At 59.3% G+C, this 22,688-nt stretch carries 20 protein-coding genes; 11 read left to right on the top strand and 9 right to left on the bottom strand.

The features are described 5' to 3' along the window. Positions 1–67: 67 nt before the first annotated feature. Positions 68–5,443 (bottom strand): hypothetical protein, encoded by a 5,376-nt coding sequence (locus N008_RS10580; protein ID WP_044015851.1) that lies wholly within the window; start codon positions 5,441–5,443, stop codon positions 68–70. Between the two features lie 293 nt (positions 5,444–5,736). Here N008_RS10580 and N008_RS10575 point away from each other — a divergent pair, with 293 nt between their 5' ends. Further along, complete coding sequence (locus N008_RS10575) at positions 5,737–6,078, top strand: hypothetical protein (protein WP_044015850.1); 342 nt, start codon at positions 5,737–5,739, stop codon at positions 6,076–6,078. A gap of 79 nt (positions 6,079–6,157) precedes the next feature. Here N008_RS10575 and prmA read toward each other — a convergent pair whose 3' ends face one another. Further along, positions 6,158–6,991, bottom strand: a complete 834-nt coding sequence (gene prmA / locus N008_RS10570) for a 50S ribosomal protein L11 methyltransferase (protein WP_044018614.1) — start codon at positions 6,989–6,991, stop codon at positions 6,158–6,160. 174 nt (positions 6,992–7,165) lie between these two features. Between prmA and N008_RS10565 the strand changes: the two genes are divergently transcribed. Together N008_RS10565 and N008_RS10560 are read left to right on the top strand one after the other, a co-directional pair. Then, positions 7,166–7,909 (top strand): hypothetical protein, encoded by a 744-nt coding sequence (locus tag N008_RS10565; protein ID WP_044015848.1) that lies wholly within the window; start codon positions 7,166–7,168, stop codon positions 7,907–7,909. Between the two features lie 31 nt (positions 7,910–7,940). After that, a complete protein-coding gene (locus tag N008_RS10560) occupies positions 7,941–8,204 on the top strand; it encodes an OmpA family protein (protein WP_052381429.1) in 264 nt (87 codons plus the stop codon). A 67-nt stretch (positions 8,205–8,271) separates the two neighbouring features. Here the strand turns inward: N008_RS10560 and N008_RS10555 are convergent, their stop codons facing one another. The 5 genes from N008_RS10555 to uvrA all read right to left on the bottom strand — a co-directional run bounded on the left by N008_RS10555 (position 8,272) and on the right by uvrA (position 14,098). Further along, positions 8,272–8,658 carry a DUF6150 family protein gene (locus N008_RS10555; protein ID WP_044015846.1) on the bottom strand — a complete coding sequence of 129 codons (387 nt, stop codon included), beginning with the start codon at positions 8,656–8,658 and terminating at the stop codon, positions 8,272–8,274. Between the two features lie 145 nt (positions 8,659–8,803). Beyond that, on the bottom strand, positions 8,804–9,568 hold the full coding sequence (gene tpiA, locus N008_RS10550; protein WP_044015844.1) for a triose-phosphate isomerase: 765 nt from the start codon (positions 9,566–9,568) through the stop codon (positions 8,804–8,806). Between the two features lie 53 nt (positions 9,569–9,621). Next, complete coding sequence (locus tag N008_RS10545) at positions 9,622–10,407, bottom strand: tryptophan-rich sensory protein (RefSeq protein WP_052381428.1); 786 nt, start codon at positions 10,405–10,407, stop codon at positions 9,622–9,624. A gap of 81 nt (positions 10,408–10,488) precedes the next feature. Next, a complete protein-coding gene (locus N008_RS10540) occupies positions 10,489–10,962 on the bottom strand; it encodes a hypothetical protein (RefSeq protein WP_044015843.1) in 474 nt (157 codons plus the stop codon). Between the two features lie 247 nt (positions 10,963–11,209). Then, the gene (uvrA, locus tag N008_RS10535; RefSeq protein ID WP_044015841.1) at positions 11,210–14,098 is read right to left on the bottom strand and encodes an excinuclease ABC subunit UvrA; all 2,889 of its coding nucleotides are present in this window, start codon (positions 14,096–14,098) and stop codon (positions 11,210–11,212) included. 163 nt (positions 14,099–14,261) lie between these two features. On the opposite strand from uvrA, the gene N008_RS10530 reads away from it, so the two are divergent. Next, positions 14,262–15,233 (top strand): hypothetical protein, encoded by a 972-nt coding sequence (locus tag N008_RS10530; protein ID WP_044015839.1) that lies wholly within the window; start codon positions 14,262–14,264, stop codon positions 15,231–15,233. A gap of 6 nt (positions 15,234–15,239) precedes the next feature. On the opposite strand, the gene N008_RS10525 is transcribed toward N008_RS10530, so the two are convergent. Then, positions 15,240–15,938 (bottom strand): SGNH/GDSL hydrolase family protein, encoded by a 699-nt coding sequence (locus N008_RS10525; RefSeq protein WP_197062835.1) that lies wholly within the window; start codon positions 15,936–15,938, stop codon positions 15,240–15,242. Between the two features lie 115 nt (positions 15,939–16,053). Here N008_RS10525 and N008_RS23560 point away from each other — a divergent pair, with 115 nt between their 5' ends. The 3 genes from N008_RS23560 (at position 16,054) to N008_RS10510 (ending at position 18,604) form a co-directional block, all read left to right on the top strand. After that, on the top strand, positions 16,054–16,554 hold the full coding sequence (locus tag N008_RS23560) for a DUF1905 domain-containing protein (protein WP_044018610.1): 501 nt from the start codon (positions 16,054–16,056) through the stop codon (positions 16,552–16,554). A gap of 127 nt (positions 16,555–16,681) precedes the next feature. Then, positions 16,682–17,284, top strand: a complete 603-nt coding sequence (locus N008_RS10515) for a DUF4136 domain-containing protein (RefSeq protein WP_044015834.1) — start codon at positions 16,682–16,684, stop codon at positions 17,282–17,284. Between the two features lie 342 nt (positions 17,285–17,626). Beyond that, positions 17,627–18,604: an ABC transporter ATP-binding protein gene (locus N008_RS10510; protein WP_044015832.1), complete on the top strand. Its 978-nt coding sequence runs from the start codon at positions 17,627–17,629 to the stop codon at positions 18,602–18,604. Positions 18,605–19,006: 402 nt separating this feature from the next. On the opposite strand, the gene N008_RS24045 is transcribed toward N008_RS10510, so the two are convergent. Beyond that, a complete protein-coding gene (locus tag N008_RS24045) occupies positions 19,007–19,693 on the bottom strand; it encodes a hypothetical protein (protein WP_044015829.1) in 687 nt (228 codons plus the stop codon). Positions 19,694–20,143: 450 nt separating this feature from the next. Here N008_RS24045 and N008_RS10500 point away from each other — a divergent pair, with 450 nt between their 5' ends. The 4 genes from N008_RS10500 to N008_RS23150 all read left to right on the top strand — a co-directional run bounded on the left by N008_RS10500 (position 20,144) and on the right by N008_RS23150 (position 22,570). After that, a complete protein-coding gene (locus N008_RS10500) occupies positions 20,144–20,365 on the top strand; it encodes a DUF433 domain-containing protein (RefSeq protein WP_044015827.1) in 222 nt (73 codons plus the stop codon). 265 nt (positions 20,366–20,630) lie between these two features. After that, entirely contained in the window at positions 20,631–21,620 is a 990-nt protein-coding gene (locus N008_RS22370) for an AAA family ATPase (protein ID WP_071884521.1), read from the top strand. A 4-nt stretch (positions 21,621–21,624) separates the two neighbouring features. Next, positions 21,625–22,122 carry an AAA family ATPase gene (locus N008_RS22365; protein WP_071884520.1) on the top strand — a complete coding sequence of 166 codons (498 nt, stop codon included), beginning with the start codon at positions 21,625–21,627 and terminating at the stop codon, positions 22,120–22,122. A gap of 4 nt (positions 22,123–22,126) precedes the next feature. Further along, the gene (locus N008_RS23150; protein WP_156109213.1) at positions 22,127–22,570 is read left to right on the top strand and encodes a hypothetical protein; all 444 of its coding nucleotides are present in this window, start codon (positions 22,127–22,129) and stop codon (positions 22,568–22,570) included. The last annotated feature ends 118 nt before the right edge of the window (positions 22,571–22,688 follow it).

Below are 22,688 nucleotides of genomic sequence, written 5' to 3'. Positions count from 1 at the left end.
CACTGCACAGGCTGAAGCCTGTGCTACAACGCAAAACGCCCCGGCCGGGGGCCGGGGCGCTGGTAGCTTAGGAGTCGCCGAAGGGGTCGTCTTCGTTGTTTTTCTTCTTCTTGGCGTCCTCTTTGGCTTTCTTCTCTTCTTCCTTCTTCAGTCGCTCGGCTTCCTTCTTGGCCTGCTTGGGGTCTACGGCAGGCTCTTCGTCGGCGGGGTCGGCGGCTACGGGCTCGGCGGCTTTCTTGGCCTTCTTGCCGGTGTCTTCTGCTGGCTTCTTGCTGGTGTCTTCCACTGGCGTTTCGTCGGCCCCGAAGGCGGCTTCCTCCTTCTTGTTTTTCTTCTTCTTCTCGACCGGGGCTTCCTCAATCGGCATGCCGTCGGCATCGAAGGCGGGCTCGTTGCCTTTCTTCTTTTTCTTCTTGCTGGTATCCTGGTCGAAGTCGAAGTTGCCGGTGCTCTGTGCGCCCGACGATACCGGCGCCTTGATCTTCTTGGGGTCTTCGCGCAGGTAGTCTTTGCGGAAGTGCGTCAGGTACTGCTGCACCTCCTGGTCGTCGCCGAGGAAGAAGCCGTACTGGGTGGCCGTGTTGTAGTCGCCTTTGGCGGCGCGGCCCACAATCTCGTCGAAGGAACCGTGCTGGGCCTTAGCCAGCAGCGCCGTGCCCGAGTACTTGAGGAAGTACCAGGTCTGAGGCTCGGCTTCCAGGTAGAGGTTCACCTCGTCGGTGTTGTTTTCGCCTTTCCGGATTTCAATGTAGCCGTCAATCAGCGCGTTCAGATCCTTCTTGCCGACACTCACCAGGCCAATCTTGCCCACCGAGTACCAGGCCTTAAACTTCTCGTTCCAGCGCAGATTCACCTTGTTGAGCACCACCGTGTGCAGCATCTTGGCCGAGAGCTTCTGCAGCGGCTCGTACTTGCCGCGGCGCTCGGCGTAGGTCTGCACGGCCTTGTTGCCGATGAACTCGGCCAGCTTGTAGAGCTCGTCCTGCGAGCCGTCGAGGGCTTCGGGCGCGCCTTTGGTGTTGGTGGCCATATCGGCGGCCATGGCTTCCACGGCTTTCTCCGGCAGGTTGATGTCGAAGATCAGGAAGCTGTTGATGGAGTAGCGGTTGCTGTCGGGGCGGGCGGTGCCCACGCCGGAGGCCGTGATGCCGTAGTCTTTGCTGGAGTTGATGAAGTTGAGCTTGCCGCGGAAGCGCAGCGACGAAGTGGAATCCACGAAGCTCAGCACCGAGCCTTCGTACTGGTTGGGGTCGGCCAGGTCGTGCTTGGCAATGGTGTACACGCCCTTCTTCTGGTCGAAGGCCAGCGTGCCGCCCGCCTGGAAGAAGTTCCGGTCGATGATGTCGGGCTTGGGGCCGGCGAAGAGCGGGTACACCTTGCCCGTGCCGTCGGACAGGAACAGGCCCGTGAACAGGTTGTCGTCGGCAGCCTTCACGCCGGGCTCCGGAATCCGCAGTCGGATGGCCTTGGGGTCGATGGAGTCCTGCACCGCAAACCACTCAGCGGCGGTGGGCACCTTACTGAACTCCAGCCGCGCCTGCCCATCGAAGATGAAGCCTTTGCGCTTGGAGCTCATGTTTACGCCGCCCCGGTAGGCAATGCGCGGCGCGAGGTGGAACTTGTCTTTGGCATCAATAGTAGCCACGGCCGTGGTGGGCGGCGAGAGCGGGGCGTTGCCGCTGTCGTCGTTGCGCTTGAGCAGGCCGCCTTTCTTGGCCGCCACCGGCTTCGTGCCTTTCGCCGAGCCCATGCCCACTGCCGCCGAGTCGACCTGGAAGTTGGCGAACTTGATGGCGAAGGAGTCGGCCGCAGCGTTTTTGTAGCTATAGAGGGCGTTGCCGGTGAAGGCCGTGCGCGAGAGAACCTTGATTTCGCCCTGATACAGCTTGTGGAACTTGGCCAGCGTGTCCATCACGATGCCCGCGTTCTGGAAGGTGCGCATTTGGGCATTGGCCAGGATGTACACTTTGCTGGAGTCCGGCGAAATCCAGGCGTCGGCGGAGGCAATGTAGGGCACGCCGCCGGCCACCAGGCGGTAGCGGGCCAGGTCGTACTGACCGGTAGCCGCCCGGAACTTCAGGCCGTTCTGGTCTTTGCGGGTCGAGTAGAAGTAGGAGCGCGTAGAGTCGGCGCCGGGCGCCACCTTCAGCTGCACCAGCTTCTTCTTGAAGTCCCAGACCCCGCCCGACAGCGTGGTTTTGTACTCGGAATACGGCAGGTCGATGCTGGACTTATTGTCGTCGGCTTCGCGGGCAAAGATGGTGTTGCCGTTCTTCACGTCGTAGCCGAAGGCCACGTTGTTGGCCGTGAGGGCGGGCTTGTTGGGCTCCGCCGACTTGATGCTGAGCGTGGAGCGCTTGCCACTGTAGCTGGTGGGCTTGAAGGCAATCTGAGTGGCGCGGATAAAGGACTGCGGCCCTTCAATGCGGCCGTCGCCGTAGAGGCCGCCCGGCGAGAGGGTGGCCACGCCCTTGAAGCCGTACTGGTCGCCGTAGAGCAGCATGGGCTTGCCCGCGGTGCCGGCCTGGGTGCTCAGGTACATCGAGTCCTGCTTCACGGCCCACTTCATCTGGTAGCCAGGCGGCAGGTTCACTTTGGTAAACTCGGTGCCGTTCAGCGGCCCCGGCAGAATGGTGCCGGCCTTGCCCACCGTCACTACGGAGTCTTTGTAGAAGATAAACTGGTCGGAGCTGAGCGTGCTGGTCAGGTACTTCACGTCGCCGATGCCCTGGATACCGCGGTTGCTCATCTTCACCTTATTGAACAGGCGGCCCTTGCCGCCATACACCGGCACGCCTTCCTTGGGCAGGTCGTAGGTGAAGCCCAGCGAGCCGTCTTCCTGCAGACTGAGCTTGGTTTTGATGTCGGGCACGATGCCGCCGCTCACGAACGTGCCCTTAAAGCCCACCGCCGAGCGGTTTTTATTGTTGAGCGAGTCGAGCTTGAAGGGCGGAATGTCGAAGTACACCGTGGTGTCGTAGGCGCCGCCCAGCACCTCGGGCTTGTCGAAGTACACGTAGGCGCCGGTGGTGGCGTCAAACGACGGATAAGCGCCCAGCTTCTTGCGCCCCGACTTGTTGTTGGGGTGGTTGATGTAGAGCTTACCGGTGGAGGTTTTCTTCTTATTGGTGAGCGTGAAGTCGGTGTCTTTGCGGGCCTTCATCACCGAGCCTTTCGAGTTCTTGCCCTTCACGATGATGGAGTCAATCTGGGCCAGGTCGATGAAGAAGCCGTCGTAGTCGAACCGGAACTCCTTGCCCTTGAACACGAAGGCCGAGGCCACCACTGTGCCATTGAACAGCACGCCGCGGTTTTTCTGGATGCGGATGATGCTGGAGTCGGGCTTCACGAACACCGTCACGGAGTCGTCGGAGAAGTTGAAGCGGTCCACGCCCCGCACAATCAGGTCGTTGCTGGTGAGGTTGAGGGTGGCGTTCTTGCCCGACGGCGACAGACTCTTGATGGCAATGTGGTCGTAGTCTTTCTTGCCGCGCGAGGAATTCACGTAGTGCAGGGCCTTGGGCCGCAGCGTAATCTGCTGGGTCTGGGGGTTCCAGTCCACGTAGCCGTCGCGGGCGAGGCCGGCGGCGGCGGAGCGCACGTTTTCGGGCTTGAGCTTGCGGAAATCGGCCACTTCCTGCACCGTGAAGCGCTTGCGGTTGCCGTTTTCGGCGCTGAAGCCCACCACCATCTGCAGCGGGTGCAGCTTGTTGATGGCCTTGATCTGCTGGTAGCGGGTGTTGGTGTAGAACTCCTTGCTCTCGAAGTTGGCCGTCACCTGGTTTTTGGCCGTCAGGATGGAGAACTGGATATCGGGCGTCCGGATGGGCCAGGTCAGCATCTCGGCCGTGATTTCCATCTGGTGGTAGGAGTCGTAGTAGGGCGTGGTTTTGTAGAGGCCGGCCTCGCGGGCCAACTGCAGAATCTGCGCCTTCTTGTTGAACTTCAGCTTCACGCCGGGGTGGGTGAGCGAGTCAATCTTGTCCTCGAAAATCGACACCGAAGCCCGCTCCGCCGTGATAACCGAGTCGCCGAGCACGTAGGCCCGGCTGTCGGCCCGGAACTTGGGCTTGCCGTCCACGTCCACGAAAATGCGCGACAACGAGCCATCCAGCGAGGCCGACAGCGTGCGGCTGCCCGCCAGCGAGAAGCCCCCGTAGTAGCGGATATTGTCGCCGATGTTCTTGACGCGGGCGTCGTTGGTGAGCGAGATAAAGCGCGGGTAGCCGGAGTCGGCGGTGCCCGCTTTCTTCTTCACACTCTTGTAGGATAGCGCGCCTTTCACCGGCGCTTCCAGCACTGCCGGATACGTCAGCGTCACGGGCTCAGCCGTGAACTCGGGGCGGTTGAGGTCGAAGTCGTAGGTGCTGAGGTCGGCCGTGACAGGGTTGCCGTTCACCTGCCAGGCGTACTGGCCGCCGTAGCCCACAAACTTGCCGGTGAGAGGCAGCACGGCCCCGCTGGTTTTGGTGATGGTGACGGAGTCGGCGCTGCTGGAAATGAACAGGTCGGCGTCCTTGAGCAGCAGCACCGGGCCGCGCGTGGGTGGGGCCACGTAGCTGTCGAAGTAGGGCGCGGGCTCATACACCGGCTCCGGCGCGGGAGTGGCGGCGGGAGTGGCGCCGGCTTTGGCGGGGGCGGCTTTGGTGGTTTTCTTGGGCGTGCCCCAGCCGTCGTTACTGTCGCCCCAGCCGCTGCCGCTGCTGCTCCACAGGTCGGCGGTGTCCCAGCCGTCGGAGCTGCGCTTTTTGGCGGGCTTCTTGGCGGCCGGCTTGGCGGCGGCTTTGGTGTTGAGCGGCTGCGTGACTACCGGCGCCGAAACGGGGGCGGGCGCTGGAGCTGGCGCGGGCGCCATGCTGGGCATGTCCTGGTCGTTGTAGGCAAAGGAGAAGCTGCCCCCTACCACCCGCAACGAGCTGTAGCGCGAGCTATACAGCACCTTGGTATCCAGAAACTGGGCCGTGCTGCTGATGAACTTGGCCGCTTCCGGCCCCGGGTCGCGACGCACGGTTTTGGTCAGCACGTCCAGCAGCTCGTCGGTCTGGCGGTCGGTGAAGTTCTGCACGGTAGCCCCGGCCACAATGGCCCCGAACAGGGCCTCCAGGTGCGGGCGGGGCTTGTAGCCCAGGGTCTGCATCTGTTGGGTTAGGGCCACAATGGTGCCCTGCTGAGTGGCCGTGAGCTTGCTGCTGCCCCAGAGCTGCTGCAGCTTGGCGGCCGTATTTTTGGCGGCCGCGTTGTTGGTGGCCGCCATCATCAGCTGCACATCCTGGATAAACTGCGCGGGGTCGGCGGATAGCTTGCCATTAAAGCGCGGCACGGCGGCCGGGGTGGCGGCAGGCTGCTGGCGGGCAGGCGTTTGCGGCTTGGGTTGCTGGGCCAGGGCGGGCATACTCAGTGCCAGCAGCAGGGCGCTCAGCCACCCGAAAGCGAATTGCTTCATAGGAAAATTCGTCGGAACCTGATAAGTCGCCTACAATTTCGTTAATAGTCGGCATACTCGGAGGCATGGCGGCACCCGCTCCGGTATTTTGCTGGTTTCGGACTATTTACCTCGCCTACCGTCCTACAATCAGCGTCAGTGCCAAACTGATTTCGGGCCCACCCGACAGCAATAAATAATGCAACAGACACACAAATTTCTTGCAAAGTTTACCGCCCAGCTCAGCTAAAACGGTATCTTTCGGAATGTATCTGCGTATCTTATAAGCAGAACTTTCTCCTTTGCCTTGTCTTATGCTAAACGCTGCTTCCCGGCTTTCTGCCCTCGCCCCGAACGCGCTGCTGCGCGCCGTTCAGACGCTGCGCGACGACATCACGCAACGCCTAGGCAAGTCTTCCGCTACCGTATCGGAGTGGAAGGAAATGCTGCTACTCGTCGATCCTGAAGTGCAGGTGCGGCCCGAGTGCGGCACCATCATCGTGCGCCGGGGCAAAGCCGCCCTCGACCGGCTGGCCCGCCACTTCCTGGTGTCGCCGCAGGACGTGCTGCCCGCACTCAACTGCAAAGCACTGGTCCACGAAAACCCCGTAGACTACGGCCTTTCCGACGAGGAATGGCTGGCGCTCTGCCTCTAATCTTTCCCTGACCTTCAACAAGAAAGGCCCGCACTACTCGGTAGTGCGGGCCTTCTTTTTTTGCTGTTGGCGAAATCTACTACGCCTGATAGAAAATGGCCGATACCCAGTGGTTCTGGGTGCGGTGGCTGCCGTAGCGCAGGCCGTGTTGCTCGGCCGCCGCCCGGATCAGGGCCAGGTCTTCCTCGTAAAAACCCGAGAACAGAATGGGGCAGCCGGGCTTCAGGTACTGGCCGTAAGCGCCCATGTCGTCGAGGAGCACGTTGCGGTTGATGTTGGCCAGGATGATGTCGAACGGGGCCTCCCCTTCCAGCGCGGTGATGTCGCCGAGGCGGGCTTCCACCTTGTCCTGCACGTTGTTTTCGAGGGCATTGTCGGCGGCGTTTTCGGCGGTCCAGGGCTCCACGTCCACGGCCAGCACGTAGCTCGCGCCCAGGTGCACGGCCATAATGGCCAGGATGCCGGTGCCGCAGCCCATGTCCAGCACGCGCTTGCCCTGGTGGTCTACGTCGAGCTGGTTGGCAATCATCAGGGCCGTGGTGTCGTGGTGGCCGGTGCCGAACGACATGCGGGGCATAATCACGATTTCGTACTCCAGGTCGGGCCGGGCCTCGTGGAACGGCGCCCGCACCGACACCTTATCGGCAATGACCAGCGCCTCGAAGTTCTTTTCCCACTCGGCATTCCAGTTCTGGCGCGTAATCACGCGGTGCTCGTAGCCCAGCTCGCCCTGGCCCTCGTAGCGGCTCATGATTTCGGTTACGGCGTCGGCCGCAAACTGGTCTTCGTCGATGTAGGCGCAGAAGCCCTCGTCGTTGTCTTCGAAAGTGGTGTAGCCTACTTCGGCCAGCTCGGCCACCAGAATGTCGGCCAGCTCCCGGGGGGCCAGCACGCGCACTTCAACAAAATCCATAGTCAGGAAGGAAAAAATCAGGGTTAGCCGGCCGGGCCGGGCCGCAAAGGTCGCAGGAAAATCGGGCCGGGCCAACGCGGCCGGTTAAACCGCCGCCGGCTTCAGCTATCTATTGATGTATATAAATATTACTTCCTTTGAAGCTCCAACCTTCCTCTTTCCAACCACCTTTTTATGAAAACAACGATTCGACTCGTAGCCTCCTGCGCGCTGCTGGGCCTGCTGGCCTCCTGCGGCAAGAAAGACGCCGCCGAAGACACCGCCACTACCACCGAAAACACCACGGCCGCCACCACTACTGAGGCGCCAGCCACCACCGAAGCCGCTACCGAAACGGCGGCCGCCACCACCGCCCCGGGTGCCACCTTCGACCTCAGCACCGTGCCCGTAAGCAGCGCCAGCCTGGGCGCCTGGCCCTATCTGAGCGGCCTGAAAGGCTACCACACCCCCTACGACAGCGACAGTACCGGCTTCGACTTCGACCGCGCCTACGTGTACGACGGCAAAAACCTGGTGGCCGTGGAAGGCCGCATCGTGAGCCGCCACTTCCGCCCCGTGGATTCCGAGAAGCCGGCTTCGGAGCTGATGCAGCAGCGCAACTACGAAAACCTGATCAAGAGCTTGGGCGGCGTGAAAGTGTCGTCGGGTGAGGTGTCGCAGGACGCCATCAAGGCTATTAGAGAAGACGAGTACGAAAAGCACGACACCAACATTTCCGGCCCTGCCGACACGTACGTCATCCGCCAGAAAGACAAGGAAGTGTGGGTGCAGATGCAGCCCACCGGCTCCGACTACGTGCTCAACGTTATCGAAAAAGCCGGCATGCAGCAGCAGGCCGGCGTGGTGAATGCCGCCGACATAAAAAAAACTAGACGCGGACGGCCACATAGCCCTCTACCTGAACTTCGACACGGATAAGGCCACCCTGCGGCCCGAGGCCGCGGCCGGCGTGGCGGAAGTGCTGGCGCTGCTACGCCAGAATCCGCAGCTGCGCCTGTCCGTGCAGGGCCACACCGACAATGCCGGCACTTCGGCCCACAACCAGCAGCTTTCCGAAGCCCGGGCCCGCACCGTGGTGGCGGCGCTAACCACAGCCGGTACGGCCGCCAGCCGCCTGCAAGCCACCGGCCTCGGCCAGACCAAGCCGCTGGCCGACAACGCCACGGAAGCCGGCCGCGCCAAAAACCGGCGCGTAGAGCTGGTGAAGCTGTAGGTCATACGCCCAAAAAAGAGCCCTTGCTCAGTTGAGCAAGGGCTTCTTTTTTATGGATACAAACCGGCTACTGCTTGCGGCAGCCGGCAAAGGAGCGCACTTTGGTGTAGCTGATGCTGAAGTCGGCCAGGCCGCGGTTCGGGCTCACGAACAGCACGTAGTCGGCGAAGTCGCGGGTTTCGGTGAAGTACCACAGGCCGGGCTTGTCGGCGAAGAGCTTGTTGCTTTCCGGAAACACCAGCACGTCGGCGAAGGCCTCTTCCGGCTCCTCATACACCGCCCCGAAGCAGAAGCCGCGGCGGCTGGGGTCGCGCTCCAAGTACACCGAGCCGTAGAGGCGGCACGGCTCCAGTGAAGCCGCTACGGCCGACGCCGCCACAAACGGCGCCCGCGGCTGCGGCGCGGCAAAAGGGTTCAGCGCCAGCAGGCCGGAGAGTATTAGAGTGGAAAGCATACAAAGAAGCTAGGGCGGCCTAAAAAAGCTGTCATCCTGAGGTGGTAGCCGAAGGACCTTATCACGCGGAAACGGCAATTTTCGTTCCAGTGTGGCAAGGTCCTTCGGCTACCGCCTCAGGATGACATACGCTACGTGTGGTAACCTAGAACGACTTGATGATTTCGGTGAAGTCGCGCGACTTGAGGGCGGCGCCGCCGATGAGGCCGCCGTCTACGTCGGGCTGGCTGAACAGCTCGCGGGCGTTCTGGGCGTTGGCCGAGCCGCCGTAGAGGATGGTGGTGTTCAGGGCCGCTTCGGCGTCGTAGGCGCGGGCAATCTGCTCGCGGATGAAGGCGTGCACCTCCTGGGCCTGGGCGCTGGTGGCCGTTTTGCCGGTCCCGATGGCCCAGATGGGCTCGTAGGCAATAACTACCTGGTCGAACTCTTCATTGCTGAGGTGGAACAGGCCGTCTTTCAGCTGCTTGCTGATGTAGTCGAAAGTTTCGTCGGCTTCGCGGGTTTCCAGGCTTTCGCCCACGCAGAAGATGGGCTTCAGGCCGGCGGCCAAGGCAGCTTTCAGCTTCTGGCTCAGCAGCTCGTCGTCCTCACGGAAATACTGGCGGCGCTCCGAGTGGCCCAGAATCACGTACTCCGCGCCCACCGACTGCAGCATCTTGGCCGATACCTCACCGGTGAACGCGCCGCTTTCCTTCTGGTGGCAGTTTTGAGCACCCAGATGGAACTGGCTGCCCGCAGGCAGCTGCTTGCCGATGGAAGCCAGGAACGGAAACGGCGGGCAGATAACCACCTCCACCGCTGAGCCGGTCACTTCATCCTGCACCATGTTGGTGATTTCAGACACCAGCGCCAGGCCATCCTGGAGGGTCATGTTCATTTTCCAGTTGCCGGCAACGAGGTTCTTGCGCATAAGAAGAAGACGAGTAGAAAGGGAAGTTGTTGAAGGGCCAAATTACGGACAATTCAGACGCCCAGCGCCCGGCGCCGGCGGCGCGAGGCCAGCACGAAGCTGCCCGCTGCCACCACCACGGCACCCGCCAGCGCGGCCCAGGCCAGCTCGGGGTACTCGGGGCGGCGCGCCACCCAGATGGCCAGCAACGCCCACGCCCCCACCAGCGCCGGGGCCTCGTCGCGGAACTCGCGGCTCAATAGCAGCCCCAGGCCCACCACCACGGCCAGCAGCAGCAGCGTCAGGAGCACCGTGAGATTCTCGGCGGTCTGCCAGCCCAGCTGCCGCAGCCCGATGGTGATGTTGATGGTGGCGGCCACCGAAATCCAGCCCAGATACAGGGCAAACGGCACGCTGGCCCAGCGCGGCGCGCTGTGCCCCAGCACCCGCCGCCGGGCCCGGCCATACATCACAATCAGCGCAGCCAGAATCACGAGCATGGTGGCTACGCTGGGCAGAATGTGCTCGAAAGCAAACAGCACCACCCAGCCGGCCGTGGCCACACTGGCCAGCGTGAGCGGCTTGGCCACGGCGTCGGGCAGGGTGAGCTGGCGCTGGGCCGGCAGCAGCTGCCACACGGCGTACACCGTCAGGGCCAGGAAAATCAGGCCCCAGATGCTGAACGCGTAGCCGGCCGGCGTGAGCAGCGTCGGGTACTTGGCCGACACCTCGCCCATGTTCTGCCCGTTGAACGGGAAGGCGTTGGAGTAATAGTTGAGGAAGATGTTGCCGAAGATGGCGGCGGCGGCCAGCCAGCGCCAATGGCGGCCGGCAGCGGCGGAGTGTGAGGGAGCAGACATACGAGCAAAGAAAGCAGGCTTCCGTCTACGGCCACGCTACCGCAATGTTGACGCCGGCTTGCGCGCCACGCTCAGAGCCGGTTAGAGCACGCGCAGCACGCTGGCCGAAAAGCGGGCCGGGGGCTGCTGCCACTCCTGCCACAGCTGCTGCCGGTGCGGCGCCTCGCCCAGCAGCCAATTGAACGCCGACTCGGCATCCAGGAAAAAATGCAGCGCAAACGGCGGCTTCAGGGCCGGCTCGTGCACCGGGGCAGTAGCCACCAGGTAGTTGTGCATATCCGTCGGGAGCACCAGGGCCAAGTGCTGCACGGGCGTGGTGGCCATGGCCGCAAACCACTCCTGCGCAATCCAGTTCTGCTCGGGGTAGCCCAGCGGCGGTACGCCCAGCATGTCCACCAGCCAGTTGGTGACGTGCTTGCGGCGGCTGAACGCCATCAGCCACTCCAGCGCTGGCCGGAAGCCCTGCACCTGCTGGCCGGCCCGCCACGCCACGCGCAGCAACCCGGTAGCGGCATCATGCTGCACCCGCAGCATCGGATTTTCCATAATCATCATAGCCCGCTACGCATCCGTTTATCCCTATATAAGTTACCTGATTTGGCGCATTTATCAAGCAGCTATGGCTGGAAAAAGCACCGCCCCCAACCGGCGCAAAGCTGGTTGGGGGCAGTTGAAGCTGAACGGTGTAGAGACGCAATATTTTGCGTCTCGTCGTTGAACGGTACCGTCAAACGATTAACGTAACAACATCAGCAACGACGAGACGCAAAATATTGCGTCTCTACACCGTTCAGCCGGCTTTTTATAGCTTCTCGGCCAGGAAGCGGGCGGTGTGGTTGGTGTCTTTTTGCTTCACCATTTCCTCGGGCGTGCCTTCGAAGAGCAGGTGGCCGCCGTTGATACCGCCCTCGGGGCCCAGGTCAATTACCCAGTCGGCGCACTTGATGATGTCCATGTTGTGCTCGATGATGAGCACCGAGTTGCCCTGCTCCACCAGCGCGTTCAGGGCCGTCATCAGCTTGTTGATGTCGTGGAAGTGCAGGCCGGTGCTGGGCTCGTCGAAAATGAACAGGATTTTATCGTTCTGCAGGGTGTTGCCCTTAGTCAGGAACGAAGCCAGCTTCACGCGCTGGGCCTCCCCGCCCGACAGCGTGTTGGCCGACTGCCCCAGGCGGATGTAGCCTAGGCCCACGTCATCGAGCGGCTTGAGACGCTCCACGATTTTGGGCTGGTCCTTAAAGAAGGTGATGCTGTCCTCGATGGTCATGTCGAGCACGTCGTTGATGGCCTTGTCCTGGAACTTCACGTCCAGCACGTCCTGCTTGAACTTGCGGCCCTCGCAGGCTTCGCAGGTCAGGTAGATGTCGGCCATGAACTGCATTTCAATCTTCACCTGGCCTTCGCCCTGGCACACCTCGCAACGGCCCCCGTCGATGTTGAACGAGAAGTGCGAGGGTTTGAAGCCGCGGGCTTTGGCCAGCGGCTGGTCGGCAAACAGGGTGCGGATGGCGTCGTAGGCCTTCACGTAGGTGACGGGGTTCGAGCGGCTGCTCTTGCCGATGGGGTTCTGGTCCACAAACTCCACGTGGGTTACCTGGCCGTTCACGCCGGTGAGGCGGTCGAACTTGCCGGTAGCTTCGCCCGCGCCGCCACCCAGCTGCTTGAGCAGGGCCGGGGCCAGAATCCGCCGAATCAGGGTGGATTTGCCGGAGCCCGATACGCCCGTTACCACCGTCATCACGTTCAGCGGAAACTTCACCGACACGTTTTTGAGGTTGTTTTCGCGGGCGCCGGTTAGCTCCAGCGCGTTGCGCCAGGGGCGGCGAGTTTTGGGCACTTCCACCGCCATGCGGCCGCTCAGGTACTGGCCGGTATAGGTGTCCGAGGTCAGCACCTCGGCATACGTTCCCTGGAACTGCAGGATACCGCCACCCGAGCCAGCCTCCGGCCCGATGTCGATAATCTGGTCGGCCTGCTCCATCATCTTGTCCTCGTGCTCCACCACAATCACGGTGTTGCCGAGCTGCTGCAAGGAGCGCAGCACGCCAATCAGCTGCTCGGCGTCCTTGGGGTGCAAGCCGATGCTGGGCTCATCGAGAATATACATCGAGCCCACCAGCGCCGAACCCAGCGAGGTAGCCAACGAAATCCGCTGGCTCTCCCCGCCCGAGAGCGTGCTGCTGAGGCGGTTGAGCGTCAGGTAGCCCAAACCCACGCGGTTCAGGTACTCCAGGCGGTTGGTTACTTCCGTCACGAGGCGCTCGGCTACTTTGGCTTCGTGCTCGGGCAGGTCGAGGGTCTGGAAAAACTCCAGCGCCCGGCTCACCGGCAGCAGCACCAGGTCGGTGATGCTCTGGCCCTGAATTTTCACGTACTGGGCGTCTTTGCGCAGGCGGGTGCCCCGGCAGTCGGGGCAGGTGGTGCGGCCCCGGTAACGGCTCTGCAGCACCCGGTACTGGATTTTGTGGGTCTGCTCACTCACCCACTTGAAGTAGGTATCGAGGCCGTCGAAGTACTTGTTGCCTTTCCAGAGCAACGTGCGCTCGGCTTCGCTCAGCTCGTTGTAGGGCCGGTGAATGGGGAAATCGAAGCGGATGCCGTTTTTCAGCAGGGGCTTCAGCCACTCGCTCTGCTTGTCGGTGCGCCAAGGGGCAATGGCGCCCTCGTACACCGTCAGGCTCTTGTCCGGAATTACCAGGTCCTCATCAATGCCCAGCACCGAGCCGAACCCTTCGCAGGTCTGGCAGGCGCCGTAGGGGTTGTTGAATGAGAAGAAGTTGACGCTCGGTTCCTCAAACACCACCCCGTCCAGTTCAAACCGGTCGGAGAAGGTTCGTTGTTCGTTTTTCGTTGTTTGTTGTTCGTCTCCGCTGGCTTCGTCCTCACGAGAAACGAGAAACGAACTACGAACAACGATGCTGCCGTGGCCCTCGAAGAAGGCGGTTTGCACCGAGTCGGCGAGGCGGAAGGTCAGATCTTCGTCGCCGGGGATGATGACGGCGCGGTCAATCATGATGAAGACTTCGCCCGTTACTTCGGGCTGGCCTTCGGCAATGAGTTCTTCGATGAAGGCGGTTTCGCCGTTCACTACTACCCGGCTGTAGCCTTTCTGGAGCAGCAAATCCAGCTCCTTGCTCATCGGGCGGCCGTCCTGGGCGGGCTGCAGGGGGGCCAGCAGCATCACGCGGGTATCGGCGGGCAGGTGCATGAGGTAGTCCACCACGTCGGCCACGTTGTCCTTCTTCACCTGCTCGCCGCTCACGGGCGAGAACGTGCGGCCCACCCGCGCAAACAGCAGCTTAAGGTAGTCGTAGATTTCGGTGCTGGTGCCCACGGTGGAGCGGTTGTTCTTGATGCTGACCTTCTGCTCGATGGCAATGGCCGGCGAGATGCCCCGGATGTAGTCCACGTCGGGCTTGTCCATGCGGCCCAGAAACTGGCGGGCGTAGCTGCTGAGGCTCTCCACGTACATGCGCTGGCCCTCGGCGTACAGCGTATCAAACGCCAGCGAGGACTTGCCCGAGCCCGACAGGCCCGTTACCACAATGAACTTGTTGCGCGGCAGCGCCACGCTCAGGTTCTTGAGGTTGTGGACGCGAGCGTTTTTGATGAGGATAAACTCGCGCGGGTCGAGCTGGTCAATGGGGTCGGCCGCGGGGGCGGCTACTTGCAGAGCGGAATTGTCAGCCATAGAACGGGTAAACAGCCGGGGCCCGGGGTTTGGTTTCCCTGGGCGCGGTTTAGGTCAGGCGAAGGTACGGGGGAATACGGCCGGGCCGAACTAGCGGTGCAACAACCGCCCGCAGGCACCCACAATTTCTTAACATTGTGCTACGTCCTGTTATTTCCTTCCGATGTCCATCACCAGTCCGTTAGCGTCTCTCTATACCGTTTTACAAGCCGTTCGCACCAGTGCGGAACTCAACGCGCCACTACTCCGCAAGAATGAGGCAGCTACTCGCACCGTTCTGATTGACCCTATACTGCGGGTGCTTGGCTGGGATACAGCAAATGTGCTCATGGTAGAGCCTGAGAAAACTATCAACTCATCTTGGCGTGCGGATTATGCTTTACATAACAGCGAGGGCAAGATTTCCTGTCTTATCGAGGCAAAATGCTTGAACTCCGATTTGCAACATAAGTCAGTAGTACAACAGGTACTAGGCTATGCCTTCGGATTTGGCATCACGAAAATAGTTTTGACAGATGGAATGAAGTGGCACTTCTATGATGATTTCAAACCCGGTGATACCCCTCTTACAGCTGGCTTCGACATCAAAAAAGACACTTTAGCCACCTGTGCGCTGCTATTGCTGACATGGCTGGATGCCGCCCATAGCGGACATGGCATCAACATACCTATTTCTTCCGCACCGAAAGCCGCTTTTGCTTCTCCAAGTATTGCCCACATCCCGGAGCAGCCAAAGCCTCAGAAAGAAGCAACTGACCAAACAGCCTTTATAGGCCTGACTCACCTTACCACGCTTCCTGCCTTACCTGAGCAGAAACCCAGACAGCTCCGGCTGCCTGATGGCTCAGTGTTGGCCATTAAGACTTGGAAGGATATTCTGATAAAAACCAGCCTTTACGTTCTTCAACACCAGCCAGCTGTTACTATACCCTATCCCGACAAAGCCGGTAAGAAGAAGTTTCTGTTCGGTTGGGAGAAACCCGCCGCCGGCATTGGTTATAAGGAAACCACCCTGTACGGGCGCCCCCTATTCATCTATACTAACTACAGCGCGCCCGACTGCGTGGCAAATACTCTGCATGCGCTGAAACTGCTGTCCGGCAAAGAGACTGAAGCAGTTGCTGTTGCTTTTTAGCAAGCCCTACTTCTTCAGCCCCTTCCCTACTACCCGCGTCCACTCCCGGTAACCGGCAGGTGTCATGTGCAGGCTGTCCGACACGTAAAACTGCGGCTGCGGCTTGCCGTTGGGGCCCAGCAGCGGCGTGGCGGTATCCACGTAGCGCAGGTATTTCGGGTGGGCGGCCACGTACTCGCGGATGAGGCGGTTGGCTTCCTGCACTTTGGGATAGAGCGCCCAGCGCGAGGGGCTGGGTTTGATGGCCAGAAACACCAGCGGCACCTTGGGCAGCTTCTGCTGCATCAGCTGCTCAAACGCCAGAAACGACTGAAACACCTCCTGCGCCGACGCGCCGGCCCCAATATCGTTGTCGCCTTCGTAGAGCACCACCTGCCGGGGCTGGTAGGCTACCACCAGCTTCTCGAAGAAGTAGAGGGCATCGGGGAAGCGGGAGCCGCCGAAGCCGCGGTTGAGCACCGGGCGGCCCGGGAAATCCTGGCGCAGCGTTTCCCACTTGCGGATGGACGAGCTTCCGTAAAACAGAATGGGCTTGCGCGGTGGCGGCGTGAGGCTGTCCTGGCGGGCGAAGGCGCGCAGCTCTTGCGTCCACTGGGCGGGGTTGAGGGGCGGCACGGTTGCCGACTGGGCCACACTGTGGCCGGGAGCGGCCAGCAGCAGGCCGGCGGCCACGGCCAGCCAGCGCATCGAATTCAGCATAGACATACAAGAAAGAGGAAGCCGCGTGGTAACTATGTATCCAGTAGTCGGGCGGCACGTACCAAAGGCTGCTTCTATCCTGTACTTTTTGCGCCGGCCCGGCGAACGGGCCGCCTACCCAATGCCTATCGAACTTTTCATCGGCGACGTGACGCTGGAACGGTTTCCCGGCAAGGGCGGCTGGACGTATGCGCCGCTGCCGGCCACGGTGGCGGCTCCCAGGTCGTGGTTCAACCAGCTGCGGGTAAGCGGGCAGATTGACGACTTCGCACTCGAAAACGCCACGCTGATGCCGCTGGGTGGGGGCCAACTGTTTCTGCCGGTACGCGCCGCCATCCGCAAGCAAATCGGCAAGGAAGCCGGCGACGTGGTGCGCCTGCAGCTGCTGTGCGCCGACGAAGAGGCGCCGCTCATGGTATCAGAAGAGGATTTCACGGAATGCCTAGCGGAAGTGCCGGGGGCGCTGGCCTGCTACGCACAGCTGCCCGCCACCGCTCGGCAGGCCTGGGTGGCGTGGGTGGCCGCCGCCCCCACCGACGAGCAGAAAGTAGCTCGCATGGAAACTGCCTGCCAGCGCCTAGCCGCTCACTCCGGCCCGGCACCCTGCTTGCCGTCCGCCTGAACCTGCGGTGGTAATCAGCCCAAGTCAGCGTGTGGCCGAGCTAGGGGGCCAAGCTCAAGCGCAACATCCGGGCAGCAGAGCGGGTATAGCCAACGTGTCTTTTATCGTTCACTAGCCTCTCTTCGTCATGAAAATCACTGCCAATATCTTCCTCTTTCTGCTTACCGTGCTGGTAGGCGCTTGCTCGCCCTCTGTGGCCGTGCAGCAGCGCCCCGGCACCGACTTCTCGCAGTACAAAACCTACGACTGGGCCACTACGGAGGTGAAATCGGCCAGCTCGGCCAACCCGATTTACAAGAGCAGCCTCAACGACCAGCAGATTCAGAGCGCCATCAATTCGGAGCTGGCCAAGCGCGGCATCCGGCAGGCCACGGGCCGCACCAAACCCGATTTCTACCTGACCTACCACCTCTACATTGAGGAGGCCGAGCGCACCGTAACCAACCCGCAGCCGGCCGGCTTCGCCTACCCCTACTCCTTTGCGTACCGGGGCCGCTTCCTGCCCATCAACTACGGCTACTTCTACTCGTCGCCGTACTACAACGCCGGCACCCGCACCGAAACCTTCACCGAAGGCACCATGATTCTGGACTTCGTGGATGCGCGCAGCAACAACCTGGTGTGGCGCGGCTCAGTGGCCGACGCCGTGGGCAACCCCGGCCGCATCGGCGAGGAATTCTCTAAATCGGCCAAGGACATCCTCGACAAGTTTCCGGTGGAGAAGCTGTAAACAGCTTGCTTCCGAATCTTAAGCCAGAGCCGCGACCTGTCGCGGCTCTGTTGCGTTTGGGCCGGGCCGGTTTGCGGATACTAAAGCTAAAAGCTAGTTCCCCTCCTTGGAAAATGTCGCGCATCGAGCGAGTGTGGGTTAGGGGTGGTTGATGGCCGATAGAACGATTACTAGAATCTAGTTCTAAACACCGTTCAACGATTGTCAACCACCCCTAACCCCTCCTTTCCAAGGAGGGGAACTAGCTTTTAGCTTTAGCTGCCACTCACCCTGCGCCGAGGCTGAACGGCGTAGCTTTGCAGGGCGGGCGGAGGTTGCCTGCTTACAAGCGGGCGGGTACTTATGAGCTTATTGCAGGTTGCGGGGATTTCGGTGCAGGAAAGCAGCCACACGGCGCTGCAGGACATCAGCTTTGAACTGCCGGAGGGGCGGCGGCTGGCCATTGCGGGCGAAACCGGGGCCGGCAAAAGCACTTTGCTGCAGGTGATTGCCGGACTGGTGCAGCCCACGGCCGGTACCGTTACGTTCGATGGGCGCCGCGTGCATGGGCCCCACGACGTGCTGATTCCGGGGCACCCGGGCGTGGCATATCTGTCGCAGCACTCCGAGCTGCCGCACTCGCTGCGGGTGGAGCAGGTGCTGCGCTACGCCAGCCAGCGGCCGGCCGCCGAAGCCGAGGCCCTGTACGAGCTCTGCCGCATCGGGCACCTGCTGGCGCGCCGCACCGACCAACTGTCGGGTGGCGAGCGGCAGCGCGTGGCGCTGGCCCGGCTGCTGCTGGGCGCCCCGCGCCTGCTGCTGCTCGACGAGCCCTTCTCCAACCTCGACCGCGCCCACAAGCAGCAGCTCAAGGCTGTGCTGGAGGACATCGGGGCCGAGCTGGACCTAACCTGCATCCTCGTCTCGCACGACCCCACCGACACGCTGGCCTGGGCCGAGGAGCTGCTGGTGCTGCAGGCGGGCCGGCTGGTGCAGCAGGGCGCGCCCCGGCAGGTATACCAGCAGCCCGCCAACGAGTACACCGCCGGCCTGTTCGGCGACTACAACCTGCTGACCGGGGCGCTGGCCACGGCGTTGGCGCAGCAGGCCGGCCTGAAACCCCGCCGCAAGCCGCTGCTGGTGCGGCCCGAGGCCCTGCAGCTCCATCCGGAGGGCCCGGGCCTGGCCGGTACCGTGCGGGCCGTGCGCTTCATGGGCAGCTACTCCGAAGTGGACGTAACCCTCAAAGGCGGCCACCTGACGGTAAAAACCGCCGCCCCCACCCTAACGCCCGGCGAGGCCGTGACGGTGGCCGCCTCGGCGGCGTGGTACCTGGGGTAGAGACGCGTATTCGCGTCTCGTCGTTGAACGGCCCGGGGCCGTACTTGCCCGGGCGGCACTACTGTAGAGACGCGTATTCGCGTCTTGTCGTTGAACGACCGGTGTGGGGCCGTGCTGCCCAAGCGGCGCGGACGACGAGACGCGAATACGCGTCTCTACACCGGCAATAAACCCGCAACGGCCGCCCCTGGGCAGGAGCGGACGTTGCGGGTTTGCCTGGAGAAGGGCGCACGTCAGATTGGGGTTAGAAGCTAGTTCCCCTCCTTGGAAAGGAGGGGGCTAGGGGTGGTTGACAATCATTGAACGGTGTTTAGAACTAGATTCTAGTAATCGTTCATACAGCCATCAACACCCCTAGCCCCTCCTTTCCAAGGAGGGGAACTAGCTTTTTAGCTTGTCGCGCTAGCTGATAGCTTTGGCTGGCTGCTCGGTGCGTTGGGCGGTATTGATGGTTTGGCGGGCCGACTGGTAGGCGGTGTAGAAGCGGGGCTCGGGGCGCTGGTAGCGCACGAGGTACTTATCGAGGCGGTTGCGGAGCAGGGCCACGGCGGCGCGCAGGTCGGCGGCGAGGGCCTGGGTGTGGGCTTTGCCGTCGGCGGAGGCGAGGCGGGGGGCCGACTGGCCGGCCTGGAAGAAGGTGAGGGCGGCGGCCAGCTCGGTGAGCTCCTGCTGCGTGACGCCCTGGTTCTGGAGGGCGGCGAAGTGGGCGGTGGCTTGGTCGTGGATGTTTTTACTGATGCGGGCCAGGTCGTTGTCGGGGGCGCGGCGGAGCTGGCGCTCGGTGTAGTCGGCGTCGGTGTGGAGGCGGATGTCCTGCTGCTCGTCGGCGTGGGCGAGCAGGGCGGCGGCTACTTCGGCGGCGCGCTGGGCCAGGTGCTCCTTGGTGGCCTTCTTCACGGCTCCGGCGCTGCGGGGGGCGGCGGCGCTTTGCTGGGTGTCGGCGGTGGGGTCCAGGTCCTGGACCAGGGCGGCCAGCTCGGCGCGGGCCGTGCCCAAGGCTTTGTTGGCGGCATAGACCTCGGCATACTGGTCGAGGACGGCGAGGGTGGCCTGCATCATGGTGAGGCGGGCGCGTTGCTTATCGGTCATAAGAGCATAAGGGTTAAGTACCTGCGGAAGATACGCGGTGGCCGGGAGCATCCGCAACGCCGGGCGGCAACTTTTTTCTGCCGGAGTGGCAACGCCCGCTGCCGCCCTGACAACGCCCGTTGCCCCGGTGGCAACGCCCGCTGCCCGCGTGACAACGGGCCCTGACCGGGTGGCAAGGCCCTCGGCCCCCGTGACAACGCCCCCTGACCCGGTGGCGCCGCCCGCTGCCCCCGTGACAAGGGCCGCCGCCCCCGCGGCACCGCCCAGTGGCGGGCTGACAAGCCGTGCTAACCGGGTGGCATGCGTTGGTAACGGGGGCGCAACGCCCTCAGCCCGCCGCCGCAGAGGCTGGAGCAGCGGTGGGAGTGGGTGTGGCGGGGCAGCGTACTTGAAGCAAGTATTGAGAACTATTTTCTCAATATTCCGCACATTTGAGAAAGCCCCGGACTTATGGACTACTACGCACAGATTTCTATCAACCCCGAAGTACGCTTCGGGCGGCCGTGCATTGCGGGCACGCGCATCAGCGTGGCGGATGTGTTGGGCTGGCTGGGCAGCGGCCAGACGATACCGGAGATTCTGGAGGACTTTCCGAAACTGACCCAGGCGCAGATTCAGGCCTGCCTGCTCTACGCCGCCGACCGGGAGCGGCACTTGCGCATTGCCGGATGAAGCTGCTGCTGGACGAAAACATTTCCTACCGGATAGTGGCGTTGCGAGGCAAAACCTACCGATTAATTCGAGATGCACAGATTGATTCCTGAGACAGGCAATCAGGGTTTTGTTGCGATCAGCACAAATGACAAGCTTATGTCGCGCGTTATTCAGAAAAACTTACAACTTTAGCTTCAAGTCAATACATATCTTACCGCAAACGTTCGTGGTACAGATATATTGATGATATTGCCAGCATAATTCACAAAAAAGTAAAAGCATAATGAAAATAGAACTCGAAAACTTTGGTCCTATTAAAAATTTTAAATTTGATTTGGCAAAAGATTTAACTGTTGTGTTTGGCAAAAACAACATCGGTAAATCATATGCCATAACTTGTGTTTATATAATGTTAAAACATATGATAGGCGACTCATTTACAAGATCTTCTTTTGACATACTTTATTTTAGAAGATTCTACAGGGAAAAACCTAACAATTCAGACATTATTATCGATAAAGATATTGATAAGATACTTGTAGATTCTATGTTTAAATTGAGAGATAGTCAAAATTCAGAGGTTGAAATTACCAATGTTATTGAAACTGCATTTAGGCATATGGTATCTGATTCAATAACACAAAATCTAGAAAGATCTTTTAATAATTCATTCTCTTCTATCGATGATCTAAGTAACAAATATTCAAATAAAGGGCTATCGATTACTATGTTCTACAAAGATTTTGATATACTAATAGGTGTAAAAGACAAACATTTAGTTATTACTGAATTAAAACTTAATAATAAAATATTTATTAAAAAGGCAAAAACAAATAGAGCGCCTTTGAGAAATGATCAGAAAACCACACTTTATGTAAAGTCGTTTAATAAAGAAAATAGAAATAATTATATTGAAATGATTCTTAGATATGTTATAATGAATTTGTTTATGAGCTTTAGAAATGAAGTTTCGGCGGTTATAGATAACGTTTACTTTCTTCCTGCGTCAAGATCCGGATTGTATCAAGCATTAAGCACATTTAGTGCTGTAATTGCTGAGTTATCGAAGAGTAGAAATTTTTTAACTAACTCAATAGAGCTTCCTAATATATCTGAGCCTGTGTCTGATTATTTTTTAAATTTATCTAATATCACTTCTGCTAAAAAACAGATGAAGCAAGTTTCTAAAATAGCTACTCAAATTGAGCAAGACATACTTAGGGGGCAAGTTAAGTTCAATCAAGATTCAAGAAGAATATTTTTTTGCCCCTAAAAATATGAATACTGAACTTGAGCTATCCGTAACGTCATCTATGATTTCGGAAATAGCTCCCATAGTAGCATATTTAAAATATATAATAAAGAAAAAAACATCAAGACCTTCAAGGGTACTTAATTTGTACGAAAGAGAAAATCCTGGAGCTTATAGCTTGCTCTTCATAGAAGAACCTGAGGCTCATTTACATCCAGAAGTTCAAGTGATGATTATGGACTTTTTCACTAAAATTATAGGCGAAAAAATAAAAATAGTCATGACAACACATAGTAATTATATGTTTAATAAATTAAGCAATATTCTACTAGAGGATAACATAAATCATGAAAGAGTTGGGTCTTATTTAATGAGAATGACCCCATTAGGCAGTGTAATGGATGAAGAAGCTATGAAAGCAGAAGAAGAAGGAATGGAAGATAATAATTTCTCTGACACTGCTGAGAAGTTGTACTCAGAAAGATTACGCATATATGACAAGTTGGATGCACTAAAAGGATAAACATATGTTAATTAATAATCTAAGAAGTTTTGCTCTAATACTCCCGCATATAAAAGATGAGTGCTGTGAGAATGGTTTTGCTGCGTGTGTAGACCCTGCAATAAACAAAGATGATTTTATCATAATAAAGGTGGATGAATATTATAATAGTCTTTCAATTAAGCGCCCCCCTTCTCCAGACTGTTTGATAATTATTAGATGCAGTCAAGGAGATTTTAACATATATATAGTTGAGCTGAGGGACATAGCAAGTTCAGAAGGATTTGAAATAGAAAAGATAAGAGAAAAATTTTTAACATGTTTAAACGACTTTATGATGGGAGTTCTATCTCAATTCTTTTTAAACACTACTCATGTTCTTAAAAAACCTAGGCTATTTTTGTTACAGATCCATATAATGAAGCCAAAGGAGGCTCTAGAGATAGATTTAATAGGACAACAAAGCTAGATGCCTTGCTTGCTGCCAATACGAAACCACTACGCTTCGGTGAATGGAGGTTAGGAATTGAGCATCGTTATGAGGATCCTATGATATCTGCATGTTGAAACAAAAGGTCACTGAATTA

Source organism: Hymenobacter sp. APR13 (assembly GCF_000737515.1).
Lineage (GTDB): Bacteria > Bacteroidota > Bacteroidia > Cytophagales > Hymenobacteraceae > Hymenobacter.
This window is presented reverse-complemented; position numbering and strand designations above follow the sequence as displayed.